This is a genomic window from Flavobacterium sp. FG68, from assembly GCF_057808895.1.
The window spans coordinates 219,248-244,027 of record NZ_JBMDIY010000001.1 but is presented as its reverse complement, the minus strand read 5'-3'; the positions used below and the strand labels follow the sequence as shown (position 1 = coordinate 244,027).

20 protein-coding genes are annotated in these 24,780 nt (G+C 31.0%); 4 read left to right on the top strand and 16 right to left on the bottom strand.

The features are described 5' to 3' along the window. The first annotated feature begins 24 nt into the window (after positions 1-24). A complete protein-coding gene (locus ACODSB_RS01030) occupies positions 25-810 on the top strand; it encodes a DNA/RNA non-specific endonuclease (RefSeq protein ID WP_488935682.1) in 786 nt (261 codons plus the stop codon). Here ACODSB_RS01030 and rpe read toward each other — a convergent pair. Then, entirely contained in the window at positions 787-1,449 is a 663-nt protein-coding gene (rpe, locus tag ACODSB_RS01025; protein WP_488935681.1) for a ribulose-phosphate 3-epimerase, read from the bottom strand. The genes ACODSB_RS01030 and rpe overlap by 24 nt on opposite strands. Before the next feature lie 250 nt (positions 1,450-1,699). Between rpe and ACODSB_RS01020 the strand changes: the two genes are divergently transcribed. Together ACODSB_RS01020 and ACODSB_RS01015 are read left to right on the top strand one after the other, a co-directional pair. After that, on the top strand, positions 1,700-3,622 hold the full coding sequence (locus ACODSB_RS01020; RefSeq protein WP_488935680.1) for a transglutaminase-like domain-containing protein: 1,923 nt from the start codon (positions 1,700-1,702) through the stop codon (positions 3,620-3,622). Between the two features lie 6 nt (positions 3,623-3,628). Beyond that, on the top strand, positions 3,629-5,782 hold the full coding sequence (locus ACODSB_RS01015; protein WP_488935679.1) for a DUF3858 domain-containing protein: 2,154 nt from the start codon (positions 3,629-3,631) through the stop codon (positions 5,780-5,782). A gap of 192 nt (positions 5,783-5,974) precedes the next feature. Here the strand turns inward: ACODSB_RS01015 and ACODSB_RS01010 are convergent, their stop codons facing one another. The 11 genes from ACODSB_RS01010 to ACODSB_RS00960 all read right to left on the bottom strand — a co-directional run bounded on the left by ACODSB_RS01010 (position 5,975) and on the right by ACODSB_RS00960 (position 19,463). Next, entirely contained in the window at positions 5,975-6,838 is an 864-nt protein-coding gene (locus ACODSB_RS01010; RefSeq protein ID WP_007804760.1) for a sigma-70 family RNA polymerase sigma factor, read from the bottom strand. A gap of 170 nt (positions 6,839-7,008) precedes the next feature. Continuing rightward, a complete protein-coding gene (locus ACODSB_RS01005) occupies positions 7,009-8,709 on the bottom strand; it encodes an MPN domain-containing protein (protein WP_488935678.1) in 1,701 nt (566 codons plus the stop codon). A gap of 14 nt (positions 8,710-8,723) precedes the next feature. Further along, positions 8,724-9,896 carry a DUF4249 domain-containing protein gene (locus ACODSB_RS01000; RefSeq protein WP_488935677.1) on the bottom strand — a complete coding sequence of 391 codons (1,173 nt, stop codon included), beginning with the start codon at positions 9,894-9,896 and terminating at the stop codon, positions 8,724-8,726. A 73-nt stretch (positions 9,897-9,969) separates the two neighbouring features. Next, on the bottom strand, positions 9,970-11,148 hold the full coding sequence (locus tag ACODSB_RS00995) for a DUF4249 domain-containing protein (protein WP_488935676.1): 1,179 nt from the start codon (positions 11,146-11,148) through the stop codon (positions 9,970-9,972). 2 nt (positions 11,149-11,150) lie between these two features. Next, entirely contained in the window at positions 11,151-13,937 is a 2,787-nt protein-coding gene (locus ACODSB_RS00990; RefSeq protein ID WP_488935675.1) for a TonB-dependent receptor, read from the bottom strand. Positions 13,938-13,941: 4 nt separating this feature from the next. Continuing rightward, a complete protein-coding gene (locus ACODSB_RS00985; RefSeq protein WP_488935674.1) occupies positions 13,942-14,595 on the bottom strand; it encodes a hypothetical protein in 654 nt (217 codons plus the stop codon). A gap of 280 nt (positions 14,596-14,875) precedes the next feature. Then, positions 14,876-15,127, bottom strand: coding sequence for a hypothetical protein (locus ACODSB_RS00980; RefSeq protein ID WP_488935673.1), 252 nt, complete (start codon positions 15,125-15,127; stop codon positions 14,876-14,878). A gap of 188 nt (positions 15,128-15,315) precedes the next feature. Continuing rightward, positions 15,316-16,062, bottom strand: coding sequence for a LytR/AlgR family response regulator transcription factor (locus tag ACODSB_RS00975; RefSeq protein WP_053470033.1), 747 nt, complete (start codon positions 16,060-16,062; stop codon positions 15,316-15,318). A 1-nt stretch (position 16,063) separates the two neighbouring features. Continuing rightward, positions 16,064-17,596 carry a tetratricopeptide repeat-containing sensor histidine kinase gene (locus tag ACODSB_RS00970; protein ID WP_488935672.1) on the bottom strand — a complete coding sequence of 511 codons (1,533 nt, stop codon included), beginning with the start codon at positions 17,594-17,596 and terminating at the stop codon, positions 16,064-16,066. Between the two features lie 305 nt (positions 17,597-17,901). After that, positions 17,902-18,294 (bottom strand): hypothetical protein, encoded by a 393-nt coding sequence (locus tag ACODSB_RS00965; protein WP_256636778.1) that lies wholly within the window; start codon positions 18,292-18,294, stop codon positions 17,902-17,904. Positions 18,295-18,500: 206 nt separating this feature from the next. Next, positions 18,501-19,463: a hypothetical protein gene (locus tag ACODSB_RS00960; RefSeq protein ID WP_488935671.1), complete on the bottom strand. Its 963-nt coding sequence runs from the start codon at positions 19,461-19,463 to the stop codon at positions 18,501-18,503. 105 nt (positions 19,464-19,568) lie between these two features. Between ACODSB_RS00960 and ACODSB_RS00955 the strand changes: the two genes are divergently transcribed. Then, positions 19,569-20,639, top strand: coding sequence for a fatty acid desaturase family protein (locus ACODSB_RS00955; protein ID WP_488935670.1), 1,071 nt, complete (start codon positions 19,569-19,571; stop codon positions 20,637-20,639). 88 nt (positions 20,640-20,727) lie between these two features. Here ACODSB_RS00955 and ACODSB_RS00950 read toward each other — a convergent pair whose 3' ends face one another. The 4 genes from ACODSB_RS00950 to ACODSB_RS00935 form a co-directional block, all read right to left on the bottom strand. Beyond that, positions 20,728-22,863: a polyribonucleotide nucleotidyltransferase gene (locus ACODSB_RS00950; RefSeq protein WP_180857309.1), complete on the bottom strand. Its 2,136-nt coding sequence runs from the start codon at positions 22,861-22,863 to the stop codon at positions 20,728-20,730. 178 nt (positions 22,864-23,041) lie between these two features. Beyond that, positions 23,042-23,308, bottom strand: coding sequence for a 30S ribosomal protein S15 (gene rpsO / locus ACODSB_RS00945; protein WP_007804772.1), 267 nt, complete (start codon positions 23,306-23,308; stop codon positions 23,042-23,044). Between the two features lie 217 nt (positions 23,309-23,525). Then, positions 23,526-24,221 carry a toxin-antitoxin system YwqK family antitoxin gene (locus ACODSB_RS00940; RefSeq protein ID WP_488935669.1) on the bottom strand — a complete coding sequence of 232 codons (696 nt, stop codon included), beginning with the start codon at positions 24,219-24,221 and terminating at the stop codon, positions 23,526-23,528. A gap of 35 nt (positions 24,222-24,256) precedes the next feature. Then, positions 24,257-24,712 carry a GAF domain-containing protein gene (locus tag ACODSB_RS00935; RefSeq protein WP_053470045.1) on the bottom strand — a complete coding sequence of 152 codons (456 nt, stop codon included), beginning with the start codon at positions 24,710-24,712 and terminating at the stop codon, positions 24,257-24,259. Between the last annotated feature and the right edge of the window lie 68 nt (positions 24,713-24,780).

The following is a 24,780-nucleotide window of genomic DNA, read 5'->3' as shown; positions in this document are numbered from 1 at the left end:
AGTTTAAAAGAAAAAGTAATATTTATGAAAAGTATTTTAGTCTGCGGATTGATTGGTTTAGCATTACTTTCCTGTAAAAAGGAAAATGAAACTGTTGTTGAAACAGAAATAGCAAAAACAGAAAATTCATTTGTTTCTGACCAAAGTAATACGGGTTCTTTATATTCGATTGCTTATCAGCCAACTTCAACTACAAATCAAATCGTACAACATAAATATTATACACTTTCTTATAATGAAAAGTTTGAGCAGGCCGAATGGGTAGCGTATGAATTAAAGAAAGAATATCTAAAAAACGGAAATTACAAACGTCCGTATTTTATTGAAGACCCAAAAGTAACAACAGGTTCTGCAGACTGGAGAAATTATAAAAAATCTGGTTATGATAAAGGGCATCTTTGTCCTGCGGGCGATATGGAATTTAGCGAAGATGCTTATAATGACACTTTTTATACTTCGAATATTTCGCCGCAAAGACATGATTTTAACAGCGGAATCTGGAATAGAATTGAACAGAAAACACGTTATTGGGCAGGAAAATACAATGACATTTATGTAGTTACTTGCGGAATCCTGAAAGATTCAGATAAAAAAATAGGAACAGAGAAAGTTTCTGTTCCTAAATATTTTTATAAAATTGTTTTAGCCAAATCAGGAAAGGAACATAAAGCCATCGCTTTTTTGGTTCCGAATGAAGACAGCGATAAACCAATTTATGATTTCGTAGTTCCTATCGAGACTTTGGAAAAAATGACTGGAATTGATTTCTTCCCCAATTTAAAAAACTTAAAAAGTAGTAAGGACTTTTAAATCAGCAATTGTTTCAGTTGGGTTTTCTGCTTTAAAAACAAAGCTTCCGGCTACTAAAACATCGGCTCCGGCTTCTACTAATTGTTTGGCATTTTTGTTGGTTACGCCACCATCAATTTCGATAAGCGTTGATGCGTTTTTGCGTGTAATTAAAGCTTTTAGTTTTTTTACTTTATCATAAGTGTTTTCAATAAACGACTGTCCGCCAAAGCCTGGATTAACACTCATTACACAAACCAAGTCAATATCATTAATAACATCTTCTAACAAGTCAACATTAGTATGCGGATTGATGGCAACTCCCGCTTTCATTCCTTCGGCTTTAATAGCTTGTAATGTTCTGTGTAAATGTGTACAAGCTTCGTAATGCACGGTTAAACCATTAGCGCCTAAATCAGCGAAGGTTTTAATATAACGATCCGGATCAATGATCATTAAATGTACATCAATATATTTTTTTGCATGTTTAGAAATGGCTTCTAAAACAGGCATCCCAAAAGAAATATTCGGAACAAAAACTCCATCCATAATATCAATATGAAACCAATCGGCCTCGCTGATGTTAATCATTTCGATATCACGCTGCAGGTTCGCAAAATCGGCAGCAAGAACAGAAGGAGCAATAAGAGTATTTTTCATTTTGTAGTGGTGTGTTTTTTTACAAAGATAAAATTTTTTAGCCGTAATCCAGACAGCTGTCAAGAGCAAGGATTCAGGTAAAGTTTTTATAAGTTTAAGCGGTTTATGTTTTGCTAAATTTATTTTTAATAGATTAAGATTTTCTTATTATTTTAATTAAAAAAATAAGAAAGAAATATAGTAAATCTAAAAAAGGAAATAAATAATTCGTATGTGTTTTTTTGTAAATTGCGGCAAATAATCCTACTTGATGAAAATAACTCTACTTTCAATTATTACCTTTTTTTTGTCTGCAAATATGCTCTTTAGTCAAAAGGCATTAGACCCTACAGCAGAAGATATTCAATTAGCAAAATCACTTAGAGAAAAATATTCTAAAGATGATGTCGCCGTTTTAGAAAGCAAAGAAAACATTACGTTTGAACTTAACAAAAGCGATGCTAAAGTTGTGGTTAAAAATTCTGTGAGGGAAGTTTTAATGAACATTAATCATAGAGCTGATATTAATAAATATGAGTTTTATGACAGCGAATCTTCAATTGAAAGTTTTATTCTGAAATACAGAAATCAAAAAAATACCAGTTTTACAATAAAAGATCAGTTTTACAAAGACAACGATTTGTTCTACAATGATGCTCGTGTAAAGTATATGGACGTAGATTTTCCGGTTCAGGGTTACAGTTATATTTATGAGCTTGAAAAAAAATACAATGATATTAAGTATTTTACCTCTTTGTATTTTAATGATGAGTTTCCGGTTATCAAAAAAGAGATTACAGTTACGGTTCCGGACTGGTTAAATTTAGAATTGAAGGAATTTAATTTTGATGGAAATACTATTTCTAAAACTAAAACACGTGACGATCGAAACGGCACTACAATTTATACGTATGTAATGGAAAATGTTGATGCTTTTTATAAAGAGAAAAAAGCACCGGGAAGAAGTTATATCTATCCGCATGTTCTGGTTATAGCAAAATCATTTAAACATAGAGATAAAGAGACGATGCTTTTTAATTCGACGGCAGATCTGTATAAATGGTATAAATCATTGGTAGATTCTATGAAGGACGATACAAGTCTGCTTGCCGCTAAAGTTAAAGAGTTGACAGCTACGGCAAAAACGGATGAAGAAAAAATCAAGAATATTTATTACTGGGTTCAGGATAATATTAGATACATAGCATTTGAAGACGGAATTGCGGGTTTTAAACCAGATGAAGCACAAAACGTTTTTGAAAAAAGATATGGAGATTGTAAAGGAATGGCAAACCTTAGTAAACAAATGCTAAAATTGGCAGGATTTGATGCCAGACTTACCTGGATAGGAACCAAGCATATTTTGTATGATTATACGACGCCTTCTCTGGCAGTTGACAACCATATGATTTGTACGTTGTTTTATAAAGGAAAAACCTATTTTATTGACGGTACAGAGAAGTATAATTCTTTTGGCGAAGATGCGGAAAGAATTCAAAATAAAGAAGTAATGATTGAAGACGGAGATAAATTCATCATTAAAAAAGTTCCTGCTTCGGGCAGTGAATTAAATAAAGAAATTTACAATGCCAAATTAATTGTTGACAATGATAAATTGAGCGGAAGCTGCTCTAAAACCTATTCGGGCGAAAGTAAAACGGAGTTTTTAAATATTTTTAATTCTTTTGAGAATAATAAAAAAGGTGAAACTTTGGAGAAATACCTTTCTGGAAATGATAAAAATATTACAGCTAAAAATATTAAAACCTCAGATTTAAAAAACAGAGATTTAAAACTTTCTCTGAATTATGATTTAGACGTTCAAAATAAAGTTTCAAAATTTGATAATGATATTTTTATAGATTTAGCCTATATGGATGAATATAAAAATTTTGAGTTTAAAGACAGAAAAACAAATTACGAACTAAATTATAAAACAAATTACGAGTCGAATGTAGTTTTGGCGATTCCTGATGGATATAAACTGAGTAAATTACCTGAAAGCCTAAATGTAAATGAAGAAGATTTCAGTGTTCTGATTTCGTTTAAACAAGTTGGTAAAGAGATTGTTTACAAAAAGCAATTTGTGTTTAAAAATGCCGTGGTTAAAAAAACCGATATGGCAAAATGGAATGACTTCAATAAAAACCTTAAAACAATTTATAACCAACAAATAATTTTTACAAAATCATAAAACAGTATGAATAAAACATTACTCATTTTCTTTATTACAATTTGTTTCTCTTCTTATTCACAGGATAAAACCGAAGTAAAAGATTTCTTTTGGGGAAAATCAGATACTTTTAAAACGGTAACCAAAACTCCAGACAAATGGAAGAATGAGTCGGCAGTTATTATTTATAAATATGAACATTATGACTATCATAATTCTGGTGTGAAAGTAGTGTTTACAAGTGCTTATAGACAAAGACTAAAGCTTCAGGATGAGAATTCGGTTAAAGAATTTTCGGAATTCTCGTTTAAAAACAAGTTTTATTCTTCAAGAGGATATAGCTATAAACAAGGAACAACATTTTTAGGAGTTAAAATTGTTAAGCCAGACGGAAAAGAAATTGAGGTTGATGTAGATAAAGATGCAAAGAAGGTTGACGACCAGAAAAAAATAGCTATAAATGGTCTTGAAATAGGAGATATTATAGATTATTATTACTACTCTTATGAGCCATTTGCCAGTCTGACTCAGAATTTTGAACCTGTTGAAAATACATTAGGAGATGTATATCCTATTATGAGCAGGAAAATGAAATTTTTAGTTGAAGAAGATTTCTATGTTAACTTTAATACTTACCATGGTGCACCTGAATTAAAAGAAGTTGAATCTGGAAAAAAACATACTAAAGCATACGAATTAACGGCTCAAAATGTTGAAAAAGAAGAGTTCCCAAGATGGTTTTATCCGTTAGTTGAGCTGCCTTGTTATAAATTTCAGGTATTTTTTGCAAAAAAATCAGGTGATGCTGTTCCGTATAATTCCCAGATATTTTTACCTAAAAAGAATGAATCTTTTAGAAAAACAGTCGATAAAGATGATATTTTCGATTATTATGAAAAGAAATTTCATGCTGTTTTTGATTTAGGAGAAACACTAAAGTTTTTGAAAGGAAAAACTTTTGAAAGTGAAGAAGAAAAAATAAAAGCAGTTTACTTATTTGCCAGACATCAGTATTACACACAATTTATTGAATCGGCAGTAATTAAAGAGGCAGATATTTTTAATTCGTATGCAATGTACAAGAATCCTGATTTCTTTTCAAACGAATGGTCTTTTATATCCTATTTTATGGCTTACATGAAAGAGTTTAAAATTGATTACAATATTGTATTGGCGACAGCCAGAAATAATGGTTCTCTGGATGAATTGCTGATTCAAAAAAACCTGACACCGTTATTACGAATCAATACACCAACTCCGTTATATCTTGAATATTGTAACCCATTTACCACACCCGGAACGATTGATTACAATTTAGAAAATACCAAAGGTTACATAATGGATTTTGTCAGCAACAGGACTATTGCAAATGTAAAGGAAGTGAATTTGCCATCGACTACCGTTAAAGATAATATTACAAAAGTCGTTACGAATGTTTCTATGGATGCTGATTTGTCTAGTTTGAATGTTAAAAGAGCTTCAGAATTTTACGGACATTTTAAAAGCGATGAACAAAAAGACAAATTGAAGTTTTATGATTACGTAGAAGAAGATTATCAAAAATACGGAACTGAAAGAGTTATAGATAAAGTAGGGAGTAAAAGCAAGCGCGAACAATATAACAAAGAGTTTGATGCTTTGAAAAACAAACTAAAAGATATTCAAAAAGAAGACGAGAAAAAATCTCTTTCGGGAGAGTTTGATTTTGAAATCGAAAATCCAACAATTAAAATTACAAATACCGGAAGATATGGCGATAATTCTCCAGTTTCATATGAAGAAGAATTTGTTATAAAAAATAATTTCATCAAAAAAGCAGGTGAAAATTATATTGTTGAAATTGGAAAAATGCTGACGAACCAGCTTGAAATTGATAAAAAAGAAGCTGATAGAAAGAATAATGTATATATGCCATTTCCAAGAGCTTTTGAAAATGAAATTGTATTTGAAATTCCTGCAGGATATAAAATTTCTGGAATTGAAAAATTAAATAAAAAAGTTCAAAATTCAACGGGAGAATTTAGTAGTACAGCTGTTTTAAAAGATAATAAACTAATAATTAAAACAGTTAAGAAATATAATAATTACTACGAGCCTAATGCAAATTGGAACAAAATAGTAGACTTTTTAGAAGCAGCTTATCAATTTACTCAGGAAAAAGTTTTGCTTAAAAAACAATAAGATTAACTTCTAAATCTTAAAATATTTGATGTTATAAATAAAAAACTCCGGTAATCAGCCGGAGTTTCAATCATCAATCAAAAAACGAACAGTCAATCAAACTGTTGTTTGCTTTAAAATTCCAAATCTAAAATTCCAAATTCCAATTGTTGGTTGGGATTTGGAATTTAAAAATATTGAAATTTAATATTGTTATCCTAGGTATGTTTTAAGGATTTTACTTCTTGAAGTATGTTTTAATCTACGGATTGCTTTTTCTTTAATCTGACGAACACGCTCACGAGTTAAGTCGAAAGTTTCTCCAATTTCTTCTAAAGTCATTGGGTGCTGATCGCCAAGACCAAAATACAAACGTACAACATCTGCCTCTCTAGGAGTCAATGTTTCTAACGAACGCTCGATTTCAGTACGTAATGATTCGTGAATTAACTCTCTGTCCGGGTTTGGAGATTCTCCAGAACGTAAAACGTCATAAAGGTTAGAATCTTCACCTTCAACAAGAGGTGCATCCATTGATAAGTGACGACCAGAGTTTTTCATAGACTCTTTTACGTCATTTACAGTCATGTCAAGTTCTTTTGCAATTTCTTCAGCAGAAGGCGGACGCTCATTAGACTGCTCTAATAACGCATACATTTTGTTGATTTTATTGATAGAACCAATTTTGTTTAATGGTAAACGAACAATACGTGATTGTTCTGCAAGAGCCTGAAGGATCGATTGACGAATCCACCATACGGCATAAGAAATGAATTTAAAACCACGAGTTTCATCAAAACGCTGTGCAGCTTTAATAAGACCTAAGTTTCCTTCATTAATTAAATCAGGAAGAGTTAATCCTTGATTTTGATATTGTTTAGCAACCGATACAACGAAACGTAGGTTGGCTTTTGTTAATTTTTCTAAAGCTCTTTGATCACCAGCCTTTATTCTTTGTGCTAATTCTACCTCTTCATCAGCGGTAATCAGGTCAACTTTTCCGATTTCTTGTAGATATTTATCTAACGATGCAGTTTCACGATTGGTTACCTGCTTGGTGATTTTAAGTTGTCTCATGTTATTTGTCTCCTCAATTTTTAAGTGTACAAGTGGTTATACGTAAGAAGTTTCAAAAAAGTTACAAATTGTATCAAAAATAATTTGTTTTTTTTTCAAAAATCAAAAACCTGTCTGGAAATAGACAGGTTTTCAGTATGTTATGATGTTTTTTAAATTAAAAAAATCAATTAATTTGCTGTGGTATTTTGAACTTCAATAGTTTCTTTTACAGAAACCGGGATTCCGCTTTTAGTAAAACCTTCAAGTCTTATTTCAAAAGTGCCCGAAAGATCAGAAGTGTAAAATGAAGTTTCAGAATCTTTATTTAACTGAACATCAGGGTTCCAGAATAATTGATTTCTAAAATCAGGAATTCTTTGGTTGTCAGCAGTATTTTCGTATTTTACTTTGTTGTATATCTTTTTTGGCTGTGGTCTTAAAATAGTTGGTTTTATGATTGAAGAACCTGTTTGTGTGCTTTTGAAATCTCTGTCAAAAGTTGTAAAACTGATCAAACCATTAAATGATTTTGAACCAACATAATATCTTCCCACAATAACTTCAATCTTGTATACATTTTTCATATTATAGGTTACAAGATCAGTTTGGTTTTCTAAATATTGTCCGTCAACCAAAACAAGTGCTGATTCAGGAAACTGCGGAAAAACACTTGGGTCATTAACATGCAGATAAAGTTTGTCGTCTTTTTGTTTAGAATAAATTTCGACTGCAACTTCGGTTATAGTTTCTTTTAAAGTTTTAAATCTTGTATAATCATCCAGAATATATTCTTTTGCTATTGGATAAAAGAAAGATTCTGATGTTGGTGCTTTCTCGATATTGTCTACTTTTTTATGATAATAAGCATTTTCAACCTGACTCGAAATAGATCTTTCTAAAAGACTTTCTTTAAATGTGTAAGATAATTTCGAATCCTTCTCAAAAGATACCTGAGCATAATCAATTTCAGGGGCATTGTTTACAGCGACATCATAATTACCTGCTTTTTCATCAATAATTTGAATAACAATATTAGAGGTATAGAATGTTTTATTTACGTTAAAAATAAAGTTTCCGTTTTGGTCCGTTTTTACCACTTCAAAAGCAAATGATTTTCCCGGAATAGATAATCCTACTGAAATGTTATCGACTTTGTCACTATTATTTTTTGCTGAGATTTTTCCTGAAATAATTTCACCTCTAAGCTCAGGTAAAATTACTTTTTGATTCTGTTTTTGCAAGTCTAACACAACGGGATAAGATGGATTTGCTGCAAATTTTACAGCCGAAACCTGATTTTGAGTTGGAATATTATCTAATTTTCGAACTGAAAGAGAATACGTTCCATCTTCAAAATTTTTATTTAAAGACTGAATCTTCAAATCAACAAATTCGCGGTTTGTAAATGTTTTTTTATTCAGTTTAATTAAAACATTTTCATTCGTTAAATTTTCGTCAGAAGTATTTGAACCATTAGCTAAAATATTTGCGGCAACAGTTTTCTCGTCAACTTTATACGGATTTACGATATTAATGTTTAACTGAAATAACTCCGAAAACGGTTTGTTCAGCATCCAGTTTGTGTAGCCAATTAGTTTATAACTTCCTGTTTTTAAAGTTGTCGGAATGAAATAATCGCCTTGACCGCTTGCGTTTTCTAAAGAAATTTTTGTTTTAAAAACGGATTTTTTACTATCGTCAACCAATTCTACATAAGCAACTTTGCTAATATTGGCTGGTGTTTTATCAGATGATTTTAAACAGTAGATTTTGTACAACAAAGTTTCACCAGAAACAAGTGTTGTTGCATTTGTATGAATGAAAACAGTTTCATCTACTGCGATAGTTTGTTGTGCGCTGCTTAATTGTGTATTAATTAATACAAACAATAAAAATATGTGTTTTAGTCTATCCAAAATGAAGGTTTTACGTTAGATGAAAATGATGTACAGTCTCCGCACACGACGTCTACTAAGATGTAGTTTGTTCCGGTATTAAAAAAATAGCTCATTAGATTTTGTTCAACATTAAAAATCATATCTTCTCCGTTGCAGCCTTCTCCACCAAAACAAAACTTAAAAGGAATGTCTTCGCAGGGATTAAAATAGGGAGCCGGTTTTCCCGGGAACATATCATTATAATTAAAAAAGATTCTTTGTTCTGAAACAGAAGTTACATCAAAAAAACCAATAACTTTTGTGTTAGAATCGCTGATGCATTTTATGTTTCCAGAAAGTACTCCAGGTTGTTTAGGAGATAAAACGCTGCCTGAACCAGCAATATCCCTCATTGTTCTATGAAAATTGTAGGCTGCTAAATTTTCGACGTATTGTTTAACTAAAATACTGTATCGATGTCCGATGATATAGTTTTCTTCCTCAATAAAACGTATTGGTAAGTTTACGCGATCTTCGGTAAGGTCATTTGTGCTTAATAAAATAATATCGGTAGATTTTTTTGTTGAGTAACAAGTTTTGGTATTAGCCGAATTAGGAATAAGTGCTACAGATTCTGGACCGGTTACTGTTAATTTGGATAATGACCATCTTGGTGCGATAATTTTATAGCTTTCCTCATATTCAAAACGATAATATTTTGAAGTTCTGGCAGGATCATAACTATTAACGTTGATTTGAACACCAACTTGATTGTCTTTGTTTGTTATAACCGACGGAACTATACTTTCAATTTGATTTACTGCAGGAAGTATTTCAGGACTTGATTCATATACTTTTCCATCTGTGGTTTTAATTTCTAAAGTATATTGTCTGTTTGGTAAAACCTGAAATGGTGTTTGCGAAACATAAACTCCAGCGTTTTCTTCAAATAAATAAGAATTGTTTTGATTGTCTTTAACGATTACTTCGGCACCTTTTTCTACCTGAATCGATTTGTCTTCAAATTTAGAAGTTTTTGTTATTTTAATTTCCTGATTTTTAAGTTCGTTGGTCAATGCAGCTTCTACCACAATAGCTTCTTCGTAAGTGTTTGTAAGTAACGGATAAGTTTCAGTACAGCCATTTGCGAAAAAGCAAATAAGTAATAGGATTAATATTTTATTAAAAGGTATATTCATGGCTTTGTTTAAAATAGTTTTTTCTTGTTTTGATTTTGAAGAATCTATTTTTATTTTTTAAAATTTATATTTTTTAATCTACCCAAAACGTTGGTTTTATATTTGATGCAATTGTGGTACAATCTCCGCATGGTGAATATACCCAATAATAAAATCTACCGTTTAAGTAATAAGTGATGTTGTTCATCTCTAAGTCGTCAAAATAACCGCCAGAATGTGTACATGGATCTGGACTAAAAGGATAATTGGCATAGCAAAATTCCTGACAATCGGTATAAAATGGAGGCGGTGGTTCACCAGGAAATAAATCATTATAATTAAAATAAATTCTTTCAATTGATACTGATGCCACATCAAAATATCCAACAATTTTATCGTTTGGATTTTTTGCAGATTTTAAATTGCCTAATACAATTCCGGGTTGTGTTGGAGATAAAAGGCTCGCACTTCCGGATATTTTTTTTAGTGTGCTGTAATAGTTAAATGCTGCTAAACTTTCGACATATTGTTTTACCAGTACACTGTATCGGGTTGTGATTATATAATCCTGATCGCTTATAAAACGGAGAAGGTAATCAACACGATCTTCTTTTAAATCAGTGGTATTTAATAAAAGCAGATTGGTACTTTTTTTATTTCCGTAACAAGTTTTTGTATTAGGATCATTTTGACCAAAAGTAAGTCCTCCGTTTTGATTGATAAAAGCCTTAGTAGGAACCCATTTTGGTGCTACAACTTTATATGTTTCTTCATATTCATATCTGTAATAATGTGATTTACTGGTAGGATCAAAACTGTTAACTCTAATACCGACTCCTCTTTTATCGTCTTTATCTTTTTCTACAGCCGCTTGAACGCTTTGCATAGGAGTTACTGTCGAAAGTGTTTCCGGAGATGACTCAAAAGATCTGCCGTCTTTTGTATTAATGTGCAATTGATACTGCGTTCCGGGTACGGCCTGAAATGCAACTGTTGATACATATTTATCAGATTGATCTTCAAAATCATATCTGTTTCCTGAGTTGTCTGTTATGTAAACCTCCGCGCCGCTCTCTGTCAGATAGTTTTCATCTTCAAATTTGGCACTTTTAGTAAGTTTAATTTCCTGATTTTTCAATTCATTTGTTATCGTTGCTTCTACCACTAAAGCTTCTTCATAAGTATTCGTTAATAACGGATACGTTTCTGTACAGCTATTCAAAATAAAAGCTGAACAGAGAAAAAGAACACTATATAGTTTATAATTTTTCATTATTAAAATTTAAAATTATAAGTAATACTAGGAACAGGAATTGAGAAAATAGACGTTTTATATCCTTTTACTTTTCCATTTTGATCTGTTACAAAATAAATTGAATATGGATTATTTCTTCCTAAAACATTATAAACTGAAATGTTCCAGAAACTATGAGCTAACTTTTTAATTTTATGATTTCCTTCAATATTAAGACCGATGTCTAAACGAATATAATCCGGAATTCTGTAAGCATTTCTGTCGCTATACAGCGTATATTGTGAATTTCCATATTGAAATGTTCCAATTGGGTATGTAATTGGTCTTCCGGTTTGATATAAGAAATTAGAAGATATACTATAACGCTTTGTAAATCTATAATTTAAAATCGCACTTAAATCATGAGGTTTGTCAAAATTTGCAGGGAAAAAGTTGCCGTTGTTTACAATTTCTGAACTAAACTGACTGTCAAGCTTTATTAAAGTACGAGAATAAGTATAACCAATCCATCCGTTTAATCTTCCGGTTGATTTCTTCAATAATAATTCAACTCCGTAAGCTTTTCCTTCACCCTGTAATAATTCAGTTTCAACATTTTGATTCAATAAAAGCTGCGCTCCAACTTTATAATCTAAAATATTTTTAGATTTTTTGTAGTATCCTTCAAGACTTACTTCGTATTCTTCGTCATTTAATGTTTTAAAAAGACCTAACGAAACTTGTTGTGCCGTTTGAGGTTTTACATTAGAATCAGATAATTTCCAGGTATCTGTTGGAGATTGTGTAACGTTACTTGATAAAAGGTGAATGTACTGGCGCGTAACATCATAACCTGCCTTTATAGATAAATCTTCAGTAATAAAATAACGTGCGGCTAAACGAGGTTCAAATCCGCCATAGGTTTTTATCACTTCATTTTTTTTATAATGAGTTGTTCCCGTTACTGTTTCGTCACTCAAGGGCAAACCAGGCTGATAGCTATTCACATTAGCTTCCCCTAAAGAAGCATAATAAGAATATCTTAATCCTAAATCAACTAATAATTTATCATTAACCTTATAACTATCGGCTAAATAAAGAGCAGATTCCAGTGCCCTTTCTTTCTCGATATCTGTCGAAATTAAAGTAGCTTCAGGCTTTTTCGGATGCTGATACCCTGGCGAAATATTGTATAATTTGCTGGCGATACCGTAAGATAAAGTATGTTTTGGATTAAGCTGGTAATTCAATTTTAACTGCAATTGAGATTCGTTCACTTTATATCCAAAATCAAATGCATTAATATCACTTGAATCGTAGTCAATATTGAATTTATATTCACTGTTTGTAAAAATTAAAGCCCCTTTGCTCTTTTTACTGAAAGTGTGATCCCATTTTAAAGAAGCAAGTCTGTTGCTGTATTTATAAATAGAATCTGAACTTAAACTAAAGCGGTCATGGCTGTAATAAGCAGTTGCTTCAATGTTATTATTAGCATTGATTTGATTGTTGTATTTAAGAATTCCATCATAAAATCCGGCCTGACTATTCTTTAAATTTTCATCATCAAGAGATTTTAAAATCCAGTCTGAATAAGTTGCTCTACCTCCAAAAATGATACTTGATTTATTTTTCTCGATAGGCATACTTAGCGTAAGATTCGAAGTAATTGGACCAATGGCTCCTTCACCTGAAAATTTCTCAGGGTTTCCATTTTTTGTTGTGATATCAAATACTGATGATAATCTTCCTCCAAAATCTGCCGGAATACTTCCTTTATAAATATCTGCTTTCTTTGCTGTATAAGGGTTTATGGCCGAGAAAAAACCTAAAAAGTGCTGCGGATTATATAAAACAGCGTTGTCTAAAAGAATAAGGTTTTGGTCGTCTTTTCCGCCTCGAACATTAAATCCTGCAGATCCTTCTCCGGTAGTTTTAATACCAGGAAATGTTGTAGCAACTTTTAATATATCTCTTTCTCCAAGAATCAAGGGAACGTTTTTAATTCCTTCAATGTCAATAGAAACTAATCCTGAAACAGTTGTTTCTGTTTGTTTTTGACCTTTCTTTTTAATTACAACTTCGTCTAATTGATTTGATCTTTCATTGATTCCAATATCAAATTTTCCGTCATCATAAACCATTAAAGTTCTCACAACCTCTTTATGGCTAAGAGATTTTACTTCAATAACGTTTATTCCGCGTGGAAGGATTAAACTATAATTTCCGTCAAGATCAGTAGAAGTATTGATGTTTTTTCCTCTTACTTTAATGTAAATATTAGGTTCAGCTTTTCCGGTTTCGTCATTTCTTACGGTACCAGAAACGGTAAAATTTCTTTTAACAGAATCTTTATTTTCTTTTCCGATGAAAACTATTGAAGCTTTTTTAGTTACGCTGTAACTGTTTAAAGAATCATACTGCTGATGAAATACTGGATTGTCTGAATTATCATTTCCATTATTTTGATTCGTTTCGACTGGAGCATCGCTAAAATAATTAGACGGTAAGGTATCGTGAATTGTACTGTTAAGTGTTAGAATTACTTTGTTTTTAAGAACAATATAATTCAAATCAGTTTTGCTTAAAATTGAATTAAGTACATCGTCGATTTTTGCATCAGTATAAACTCCGGAAATTAATTCTTTGTTAGCATTAACCCATGTTGGATCAAAATAGAATTTATAAGATGTTGCTGCTTCAATACGTTTGATTGCATTTTCTAAAGTTTCATCTTTAAAAGTAATCGAGAATTTCTCATTAGAATTTTGTGCAACAGACAACTGAAATGAGAATAAAATAATAAAGGCGAGTAAAATTTTTTTCATTGTCTTATTTGGTTTGAATTGAAAGAGAATTAGAAATGTATTTCATCAAATTTTTCATGAATTGATTTAAATCAGATTTTTGAAGTTCTCTATTCATTAAATAAAACCCATTAATTTGTTTTTTTTGATCTGGAAACAGCTTTATAATATCGCTCTTTCCCTTTATTGAATAAATATTGTTTTTAAGATCAATAAAAAATAAATTATTTTCTTTAAAACTATAGGATATTCCATTCTCAGAAACTGTTTTTTGAATGTCTTTATGATGTTTGATATATAATGTAAAAGTTTCGGCAACTTTACTTTCTTCATAATAACCAGAAGTAAATTCTGGAACAGTCTGGACTTTTTTGTCTATTTTCACAAAATTTTTATCCAAAATTGAAAAAGCTTCAACTTTACTTTGGTTAAGGTTTATTCCAATGTTTTCAGATTCTCCATATGGATTTAAAACTAAAATATCTCTGTAAATGTCATATTTAAGTTTTACTTCAAAGTATTTTTGACCATCATAGTCAATTTTTCCAATTTCATATTTGTTGATTAAATATAAATGGTTGTCTCCAATAGATCTGTATGGATTAATGTGTGGTACCCCGTTGTTTAGGTCAAGATTATCTTTGCCAACCGTCTTGTCAAACCAGTTGTATACATTCACGTCGTTATTTGTTTGACTGTGAATGCTATAAATGTTTAAGAATAATCCAAATAAAATGAGGAAAGCGGACTTTTTTTGATAATTTTTCAAAGGATTCAGTGGATTTTAGTGATTTGTTTTGGGGGTTTCCAAATTTATTAAAAAAAGGTTATAAACAAAACGTATATCTGTTAAAATGTGATAAAATCTTATTTTTTAAACAACAAAAACCCTAAATCATAATAACGATTTAGGGTTTTTTAACGAATAATTTGATTGAGTTAGAATTATGTATTTAAGTTTAATCGTAGAAATCATCAGTGTTATCAAGGATTTCGTCGAATATTTTTTTTAAGGATCTTATATAAATTGGAAACGCAATAGCCAGTAAGATATATTCTAATCTTAATACGGTAACATCGTCTAAAATTCTATATAAGCAGGGAATAATTACAGCCAAGGATACAACAACCCCAACCCACGGATTGTTTTTTATTTTTTTTATAGTTGGCAAAAGTTTCATTTCAGGTTGTCTCGTTAATGCTATCTTCATCTATCTCTATTTTGATTTAGGTGGGATAAAAGTAATTTTGATCTCAATTTATAAGTGTGAAAATGTCACGAAATGCTTTTTCTCTGTCATGAACGCCATGAAATGTTTATTATGTAGGAATATTTTCTTTGAAATAAGCATAAAAAATCCTCTATTAAAGAGGATTGGTTTTGAATTTGAGATATTTACTAAGATAAAATATTCATTTTTTTTATAAAATCTTTGTAGGTGTCACTCAGGTTTATTTTATGATTTCCTTTTAAAATAATAAGGTTATCTGCCAGAATAATTTCTTCTATTTTATCCGTATTTACAATTGTATTGCGATGTGTTTTTATGAATTTATTTTTGTCTAATAAATCGCTGATTTTAGTCAATGAAATTAGAATTACAAATTTTTCTTTTTCGGTTATAATATTGCAGTAACGCTCTTCAACTTCAATGTAAAGAATGTCTTCAAGAGATACCTTTTTTAAGGAATTTTTCTTTTTAATAAATAAAGAATCATTACTGATTACGGTATTTTGTTCTTCGCTAAAAAAGACATTTGTCTGCTCATAAAATTTCTCGACAGCCATTTCTAAGGCATACAAAATTTCAAGTTCATTAAACGGTTTCATTAAAAAACTGAAAGGCCTTGTGAGTTTTGCCCTTTCAAAAACCTGACGATCCTGAGAGCTTGTTAAAAATACAAATGGTTTAGACGCATGCGGAATTATATTGATGGATTCAGCAAAAGTTATTCCGTCTGGTTTTCCATCCAGGAAAACATCAATTATAATTATATCAACGGGTTTTTCATAAAAAAGTTTTAGTGCTTCTGTGTAATTTACGGCAACTCCGGCAACATTATAATTGTTTTTCTCTAATACTTTTACAAGTTCATCACTCTGCTCTAAAGTATCTTCTATAATTAAAACATTAATATTATCCATTTCATTTAGTTTTTGGGAATGTTAATATCATTTTAGTCCCTTTATTGAGTTCGCTTTCTATTTCAAACGTTCCCGAGTTTTTCTTGATCATTTGCTTACATAATTGTAAACCCAAACCAGTTCCTATAATTTCTGAATTGCCTTTTTTAGCTAATAATTCTCCTTCATAAAGCAATTCTTTAATAGTGTTTTCATTCATTCCAATTCCGGTATCCTGAATTATAACCTGACAAAAATCAGAATCTATTTCATTTGCCGAAAATGTAATTTGTCCATTCTCATTAGAAAATTTAATAGCATTGTCCAATAAATTTCTAAATACAATTTTTAGAGAATCTAGGTCAACAAACAAAAAAATGTTTTTTGAAACCGAATTCTCGAACGTAATTGATTTGTCTAACAATAAAGGCTTATAATTATATTCAATTTGTTGTATTACAGAATGCAGATGAACCGATTCTTTATGAAAATACAACTGTTTGGTTTGCAACAAAGCCCAATGCAATAAATTATCTAAAAGACTGTAAGCACCATTTGCGATACCGCTGTTTTGAATAATTAATTGATTTAATTCGTCATAATTTTTCGTTTCCAGCGTGGCAGATAATTTAGTGTTACTGGTTTTTAATGCATTTACAGATGAACGCAAATCATGGCTTACAATCGAAAACAATTGATCTTTTGTAGCATTGAGTTCGTCAAGTTTGTTTTTTTGACGCAAAATAGTTTTACCATTTTTTACTTTTTGTGCATATAAATAAACACCGCCGGTTAAAATCAACAATAAACCAATTGAAGAAAAGAATAAGGTATTACGCTGTGCATTTTTTAAGTCATTTTCTACTTCGAGTACTTTAATTTGTTTTTGTTTTTGTGCTACTGCAAACTTTTTTTCGTAATCTGCCAAAGCCCAAATTTTGTTTTGATTGTTTAAAGAATCTTTCCATTGAGCAGATTCTTTTCTGTAAAACAGTGCCTTCTTAAAATCGCCTTTATTTTCTTCTACGACAGACATGTTTAATGAAGCTTTTCTCTTTATATCAAAATCAATTGTTTTTTTTGATAAATCGTATGCTTTTTCAAAATAAGGTATTGCTTGCTGGTCTTTATATTGAATATAGTATAAGTTGGCAATATCATTATAAATGCAAAATAAATTTGAAATGTCTTTTTCTGTTTCCAGAATTTCTAAACTTTTAAAAAGATATTCTTCTGCTTTGATAAAATCACTTAGATGTAAATGGCAAATTCCTAAATTTTGATAAATAAGGCTTATTTTTAATCCTTGTTGATTTAAGGATTTAAGGTCTTCTATTTTTTTGAAATATATAATTGCTTTTTCAAATTCTTTTAATTCTATTGAAGCATCCCCTAAGTTTTTATTGACTAATGGATAGAACGTAAATTTTTTGGAAATTAAGTTTAATTCAAATTTTGCTTCTTTGAATAATTTTTTTTCAATAAAACTATATCCCCTAAAAAAGTGGCAATAATCTGCGACTTCTTTATTTTTATTAATATTTAATTGTTTCATAGAACTGACCAAAGTCGAGTCCCAATTTTTTTTAATAAAAAAGTTAGAAGCTTTGCTAAAATTCAACTCGTTTTTGAATTCAATCTCTTTTTTCTTTAGTGCTTCGTTTAATTGTTTGTTTGATGATTGAGAAAACAACAAGAAAGGGGAGCAAAGAATCAAGAAATTAAAAAAAAATCTAATAATAAGCATTACTCATTTTTGTTTAGAATTTAATAAGAAAATATTATGTAATAAAGAAACATCGTTTAATGGATAATTTATAATCTCAATAAACGATGTTAGTAAAATATCTATTGCGAGGTTTAACGACCTACAGATGTCTCTGTTCCTCTTGATGTTTCAGGATCAATATTTCTTAAATATGAGAATACAGTAGTAATGTTTTCAACGCTTTCAGAAGTATAATCTATTTCAACATACCATACATCATAAGTATTTGGTGTTTCTTCATCCCAATCGTAATCAAAATAGATTTCAACAGTATTAACATGTTCTGTTAATGTTCCAACTACCGGATTTTGTGAATCTTTAGAGTTAATGTATACAGTAGCACAGATTTTTAATGTTTTAACTCCGTTATTATCGTAAATTTTTGCCGAAGCCAAAGGAGGAACAGGAAAAGTGATGTTCACTGTGTCTGTAAAAGTAAAATCTGCGGTGTTAATTCTTGTGATTTGAATGACATTAAAGTCCATAATAAGGTTTTTAGGGTTAATAATTTTATTTTTGGTGGGTTAAAGATATTTTATTTCTTTAAGAAAATATAAGCATTGTCGTGTTTTTTTTGTTAAATTATTTATTTATTGCCGTTCATCAGTAATAAATATTATAATTTACTTTACTAAGGAAAAAACAAGCTAAAAAAAAATGTATTGGTTTGTTCTAGAAATGAATTATTATTTTAGAAAAGTAAGTCAACCTGCGAATTAATTTTTTCGAGATAATAATCTATTTTTCGAATAGCACGATTAAAGAAAAGGTTTTGCTCTTTAATACCAGATTGCCCTAAAGCTATTGAGTTGCTAATTTGCTGTTTAAAAAACTGATGCACATTTTTACAGCTGTCTTCATTGTCTGTAATAAAATACCCTAAGAGCGTGTAAGGAACAAACATAGTTAGTTTTTCTTCCGTTTCTATGAGCATGTTATTGTTTAATAATATCAGTTCATTATAATAAAGGGCAAAGTTGTTATTTGAGTCATTACATTTTGCCTGTATTAAACTTATTATTCTCTTTAAGTCCTTACAAAGAGCATTAGCATTTTTTAAATTTAGCAAGCCGGCTTCATAAAAATATAGAATCTGCTGCAAGCTGCTGTTTATAGTGGTGTCGTTCCAAATTTCATTTACGGTAGTGTTTTCATATGCTTTTTTTAAGGTCTGCATATATTCAGTAAAAGATTCTTCAATCACAAAATTTTCAAAAGATATTTTTTTCTGGTTTGTATTTAAAAGATTCAGCCAAACAAAAGCCTTGAATTTTGACAAAATCGTTCCGTCCATAAAATAGAATAACGGAATATCCTTGGCCGAATAATAAAGTTTTGTTTTTGGGTTTTTTGTCAGTATTTCAACCTGTTGTGCAGATGCTTTAAAATATTGAAGCATATCTTTTAAGGATTCAATCTCGATTGTTTTTTCAACAATGACTTTTTCTTTTGGTGAAAATAAATTATCCAATGAAATATTAAAATGATTCGCCAGTTTGATGGTTTCGTCAATAGAAAATTTACTCTTTTGAGATATCCTTCGATGCGACGCATCATAACTGATTTCCAAGATAGAAGCAATCTCATCTATCAAAGAATTTGACTTGGAAATTTTACTTCTAATAGCTTTTAAAAATGATTCCTGATGTTTCATAATTTGCGATAATCACAAATATAATATATTTTTTTATTGTTTTGCGCAAATCAATATGTGATAAATGCAATAGGTTTGTCCTGTAATTTAAAAAAATGATAATTTATGAAAGCTAAATATTTCAATAAATCTGAAGAAGAAAAACTTTTTTTCACCACATTAAAAGGAAGAGTTCATGAAAAACTTCAAGATAAAACTGTTTTTTACGGAGATACAAAATTTTGGTTTAAAGGATTGTTTTGGACTTTAATTTGTTATTTGTCCTATGCATTTCTTTTTTCAGATTCTATTAGCAAAATGAACTTTTGGCTGCTATACGTTGTTTTTCAATTATCCGGATTATTAATAGGATTTAGTTTTGGACATGATGCTTCGCATAACACAGCATTCAAAAATAAAAAAGCAAATTCAGTCCTGCATTTTTTTAGTTTCCTTACCGTGGGAATTGATCCATTGCTTTGGGGATTAAGACATATTCGATCTCATCACTTATACGCAAATGTAGAAGGAAGTGATGTTGATATAGATAAAAACCCTTTTTTAAGATTGAGCCCAACGCACCCATGGAAACCCAAACATAAATATCAAGCGTTTTATGCACCATTTGTTTATATGTTTACTTTACTTCATTCTGTTTTCATGAGTGACTGGGTGTATTTATTTTCAAATGAATACGATTGGATGAAAAGAGGCGTTCCTAAAGTTGAGTTGTATTTAAGATTTATATTGTACAAAATATTTTATTTTTCTTTAGCATTGATTATTCCAATATTGTATGCTGATTTTTCGTGGAGCTTTATTGTTTTGGTTTATTTTACAGCCAGTGCTTTTACTTCTATGGTATTTATTATTATGCTTGTAGGGACACATTTTTTTGATGGTGCAGATTATCCTCAGCCTGAAGGAGAATTTCTTGAACATACATGGGCTGTTCATCAGCTTCATACTAGCTGTGATTGGAATGCAGATAAAGCCTGGGCAAGGTTTTTAAGCGGCGGATCCAATTGTCATGCAGCTCATCATCTTTTTCCTAATATCTGTCATACTAATTATAGCGAGATAAATAATATTATTGAAGAAACAACGAAAGAATACAAGCAGCCTTATCATCATAAAACATTGTTTGAAATGATGTTTTCACATTTTAAACATTTACATAAAATGGGGAATCCATAATAAGATAATTTTTTAAACTTAAAAACCCCAATTCAACTAAATGAATTGGGGTTTTCTATGAATAAACCTTTAGTAAACTAAGATCTGATTACTCTTTTTTGTCCTCACGTGGAGGTCTTGGAACAAGTGCTTTTTTAGACACTTTTTCTTTTTTAGTTTTAGGGTCAACTCCTAAGTATTTCACTTGGAAAACATCTCCCATATTAACTACATCAGCAACGTTTTCAGTACGTTCCCAAGCAAGTTCAGATACGTGAAGTAATACCTCGTTTCCTGGCGCAGCAGTATATTCTACAACAGCTCCAAAATCAAGCATTTTGATTACTTTCACTTCGTAAGCTTCTCCTAATACTGGTTTGAAAGTGATAGAAGCAATTTTTGCTAATACCGCTTCAATTCCGGCAGGATCTGTACCTAAGATTTCGATAACACCTTGCTCATCAACTTCGTTGATTACGATAGTAGTTCCAGTAGCTTTTTGTAATTCCTGAATTACTTTTCCACCAGGTCCAATTAATGCTCCAATAAAGTTTCCAGGAATAGTTCTGGTAATAATTTTTGGTGCATGAGCTTTTACGTCAGCTCTTGGAGCAGCGATTGTCTCAGTCAATTTTCCTAAAATGTGTAAACGTCCTTCACGTGCCTGCCCTAAAGCCTGCTCCATAATGTCGTAACGTAAACCATCAATTTTAATATCCATTTGACAAGCTGTAATACCATCAGCAGTTCCGGTTACTTTAAAGTCCATATCTCCTAAGTGATCTTCATCACCTAAAATATCTGACAATACAGCAAATTTCTCTCCATCAGTAATCAATCCCATAGCAATTCCAGAAACTGGTTTTACCATTTGAACTCCAGCATCCATCAAAGCCATTGTTCCAGCACAAACTGTTGCCATAGAAGAAGAACCGTTAGATTCTAAAACTTCAGAAACAACACGAATTGTATAAGGACAATCAGCAGGAATCATATTTTTTAAAGCTCTTTGAGCTAAGTTACCGTGACCAACTTCTCTTCTTGAAGTTCCTCTTAATGGTTTTGCTTCACCAGTTGAGAAAGGAGGGAAGTTATAGTGTAAGTAGAATTTCTCTTCACCTTGTTCTGATGGAGAATCGATTTGGTTTGCTTCTCTGGAAGTTCCTAAAGTTACAGTTGCCAAAGCCTGAGTTTCTCCACGAGTAAATAAAGACGAACCGTGAACTCTTGGTAAATAATCAGTTTCACACCAAATTGGTCTGATATCTGTAGTTTTTCTACCATCTAAACGAACACCTAATTCTAATACTACATTACGAACAGCTTCTTTGTTTGTTTTGTAGAAATATTTAGAAACTAAATCGCCGTCAGCAGCTAATTCTTCTTCAGTAAATAAAGCTTTAACTTCTTCTTTTACTTCAGCAAATGCAGCACCTCTTTCGTGTTTAGCCGAACCAACTTTTGCAATAGCATAAATTTTATCGTATGCAGCAGCTTTTACTTTTTTATAGATTTCTTCGTTTTCTTTCTCACCTTCGTAAGTACGAATTTCTTTTTTACCAAAAGCAGCCTGTAAACGTAATTGTGCCTGGATTTGAACTTTAATAGCCTCGTGAGCAAATTTAATTGCTTCAACCATTTCAGCTTCTGAAATTTCTTTCATCTCACCTTCAACCATGGCAACAGAATCCATAGAAGCTCCAATCATCATATCGATGTCAGATTTTTCTAAATCTACTCTGCTTGGGTTGATCACAAATTTTCCGTCGATACGTGCAACACGTACTTCAGAAATTAAGTTGTAAAATGGAATATCTGAAACTGCTAATGCTGCAGATGCAGCTAAACCAGCTAAAGCGTCTGGCATAACTTCTTCGTCATGAGACATTAACTGAATCATAACTTGTGTTTCAGCATGGTAATCATCTGGGAAAAGCGGACGTAAAACACGGTCAACTAATCTCATTGTTAATACTTCGCTGTCGCTTGGACGTGCTTCTCTCTTAAAGAAACCTCCTGGGAAACGACCTGCTGCTGCGAATTTTTCGCGGTAATCTACCGTTAACGGTAAAAAATCAACGCCAGGGTTTGATGTGCGAGCTGAAACTGCTGTTGCAAGAATCATTGTGTCGCCCATTCTTACTACTACAGAACCATCTGCTTGTTTAGCTAGACGTCCTGTCTCGATTGTGATGCTTCTACCATCACCTAAATCGATCTTTTCTACAAATAATTGTGGAATCATAAATTTTTTCCTTATTGATTATACAATGGGTTTTAGTTGTGTTGTAGTGTTGTTGTGTGTAGTTGTTGTAATCTAAAACCCAATGAAAAACCAAACTTTTTTTCTTGTAATATGCTTGTAATTAAATACAATATGTAAAAACAAAAAGAGGCACTTTCGCACCTCTTTTCTATATTGATTATTTTCTGATATTCAATACTTTGATAATCTCACGATATCTGTTGATCTCTTTCTTTTTCAAGTAATCCAACAAAGCTCTTCTTTTACCTACTAATAGTACAAGAGAACGCTCAGTGTTGTAATCGTGACGATTTTTTTTCAAGTGTTCAGTTAAGTGAGAAATTCTGTAAGTGAACAATGCAATTTGACCTTCTGCGCTTCCAGTGTTTGTTGCACCACCGTGTTGTGCGAAAATCTCTTCTTTCTTTTCTTTAGTTAAATACATTCCAATATTATTTAATGATTTTTATGTATGTCATACATCCTTTGTAAGACGGGTGCAAAATTACATCTTTTTTCCGAAAAAATAAATTTAAACTTTGAAAATTTTAATAATTAATCAAATTCAGGTAAAAATAATCCTTTTTTGTTGATTTTGAACTAGTTTGATTTTAAATTCAGCTATTTGTCATTCGTTTCAAGACTAATTAACAAACTAAAACCTATTTTGATTTTGCAACTTTTTTACCCGTTTCTTTCTCGTTTAAAGAGGAATAAGAAAGTTTTACATTGTTTTCGTCTATGCTTGTTCCTGAAATTAAAACTCCCTGATCATAATTATCTGTAAATGAAATTTTACGTAAAGCATCATTTCCAACCCAGACACCTTGTTTTAAACCGTTTTTGACAATTCCTTTTTGGGTTACAAACTTATCGGTTTCTTCATATTCTCCATTTCCATCAACTACGGTTTGATTTTTATTTTCATCCCAAAAATTAAGAATTAAAGTTTGAGATGTTTTGGTTTTAGGATTCCACGAATTCTGTTTCTCGGATTTTTTACTTTGGTTTTCGTACCAATTAATCTCTTTCCCCACTTTATGGTCGTCAGAATAATTTACAACAGATTCTTTCGATCCATTTTTGAAATAACAAATAAACTCGCCATCCTTTTTTAAAATGTCTCTGTCTAAAGTACAGCCCGTCATTTTCTTTCTTCCGTTCTTGTAAAAATCGGTTACAACGTAGCGCGCGCTTTTTTGAGAATAATTAGTAATTACTCTGGTATAAACATAATTTTCGGGAGTAGCTTCACGATTTAAGGAGTCAAGGAAAATTTTCTTTGAAACAACATTAATCTGCCCAAATAGATTGACTGAACTTATAAGAAGAAATATGATGAATACATTTTTTTTCATTCAGCACTATTTTTTATACATTAAAAATAGCTCTTCTAAAATAACTTAGCAACTTCTTGATTAACAAACTCCAAAAATCTTTCGTCAGCTTCTGTAAACGGATCAATTACGTGGCTGTCAATATCAATTTGACCTATGTTTATTCCATTTACAAAAAGTGGAACAACGATTTCTGATTTTACAGTTAAACTGCAGGCAATATAATTGTCTTGTGCTTTTACATCTGGCACAACAAAATTTGCATTGCTTTCGGCAACTTGTCCGCAAATTCCTTTTCCAAACGGAATAACAGTATGATCAGTTTCTGCACCTACATATGGGCCTAAATGAAGTGTTTTGTTTTCGTGATTTGCAAAATAAAAACCAACCCAGTTGTAATATTCTACATTTTCGTTTAATAATTGGCAGACAGCTAATAGTTTTTCGTCTCTAACTTTATTATTATCAGATACTATAGCGCTTATTTTTGGTTGTAATTCTTGAAATGTCATGATTTGAAAATTTTATACAAAAGTATTTAAAGCTGAACTCAAAAAATACATAAATTTGAAAAAAAAAT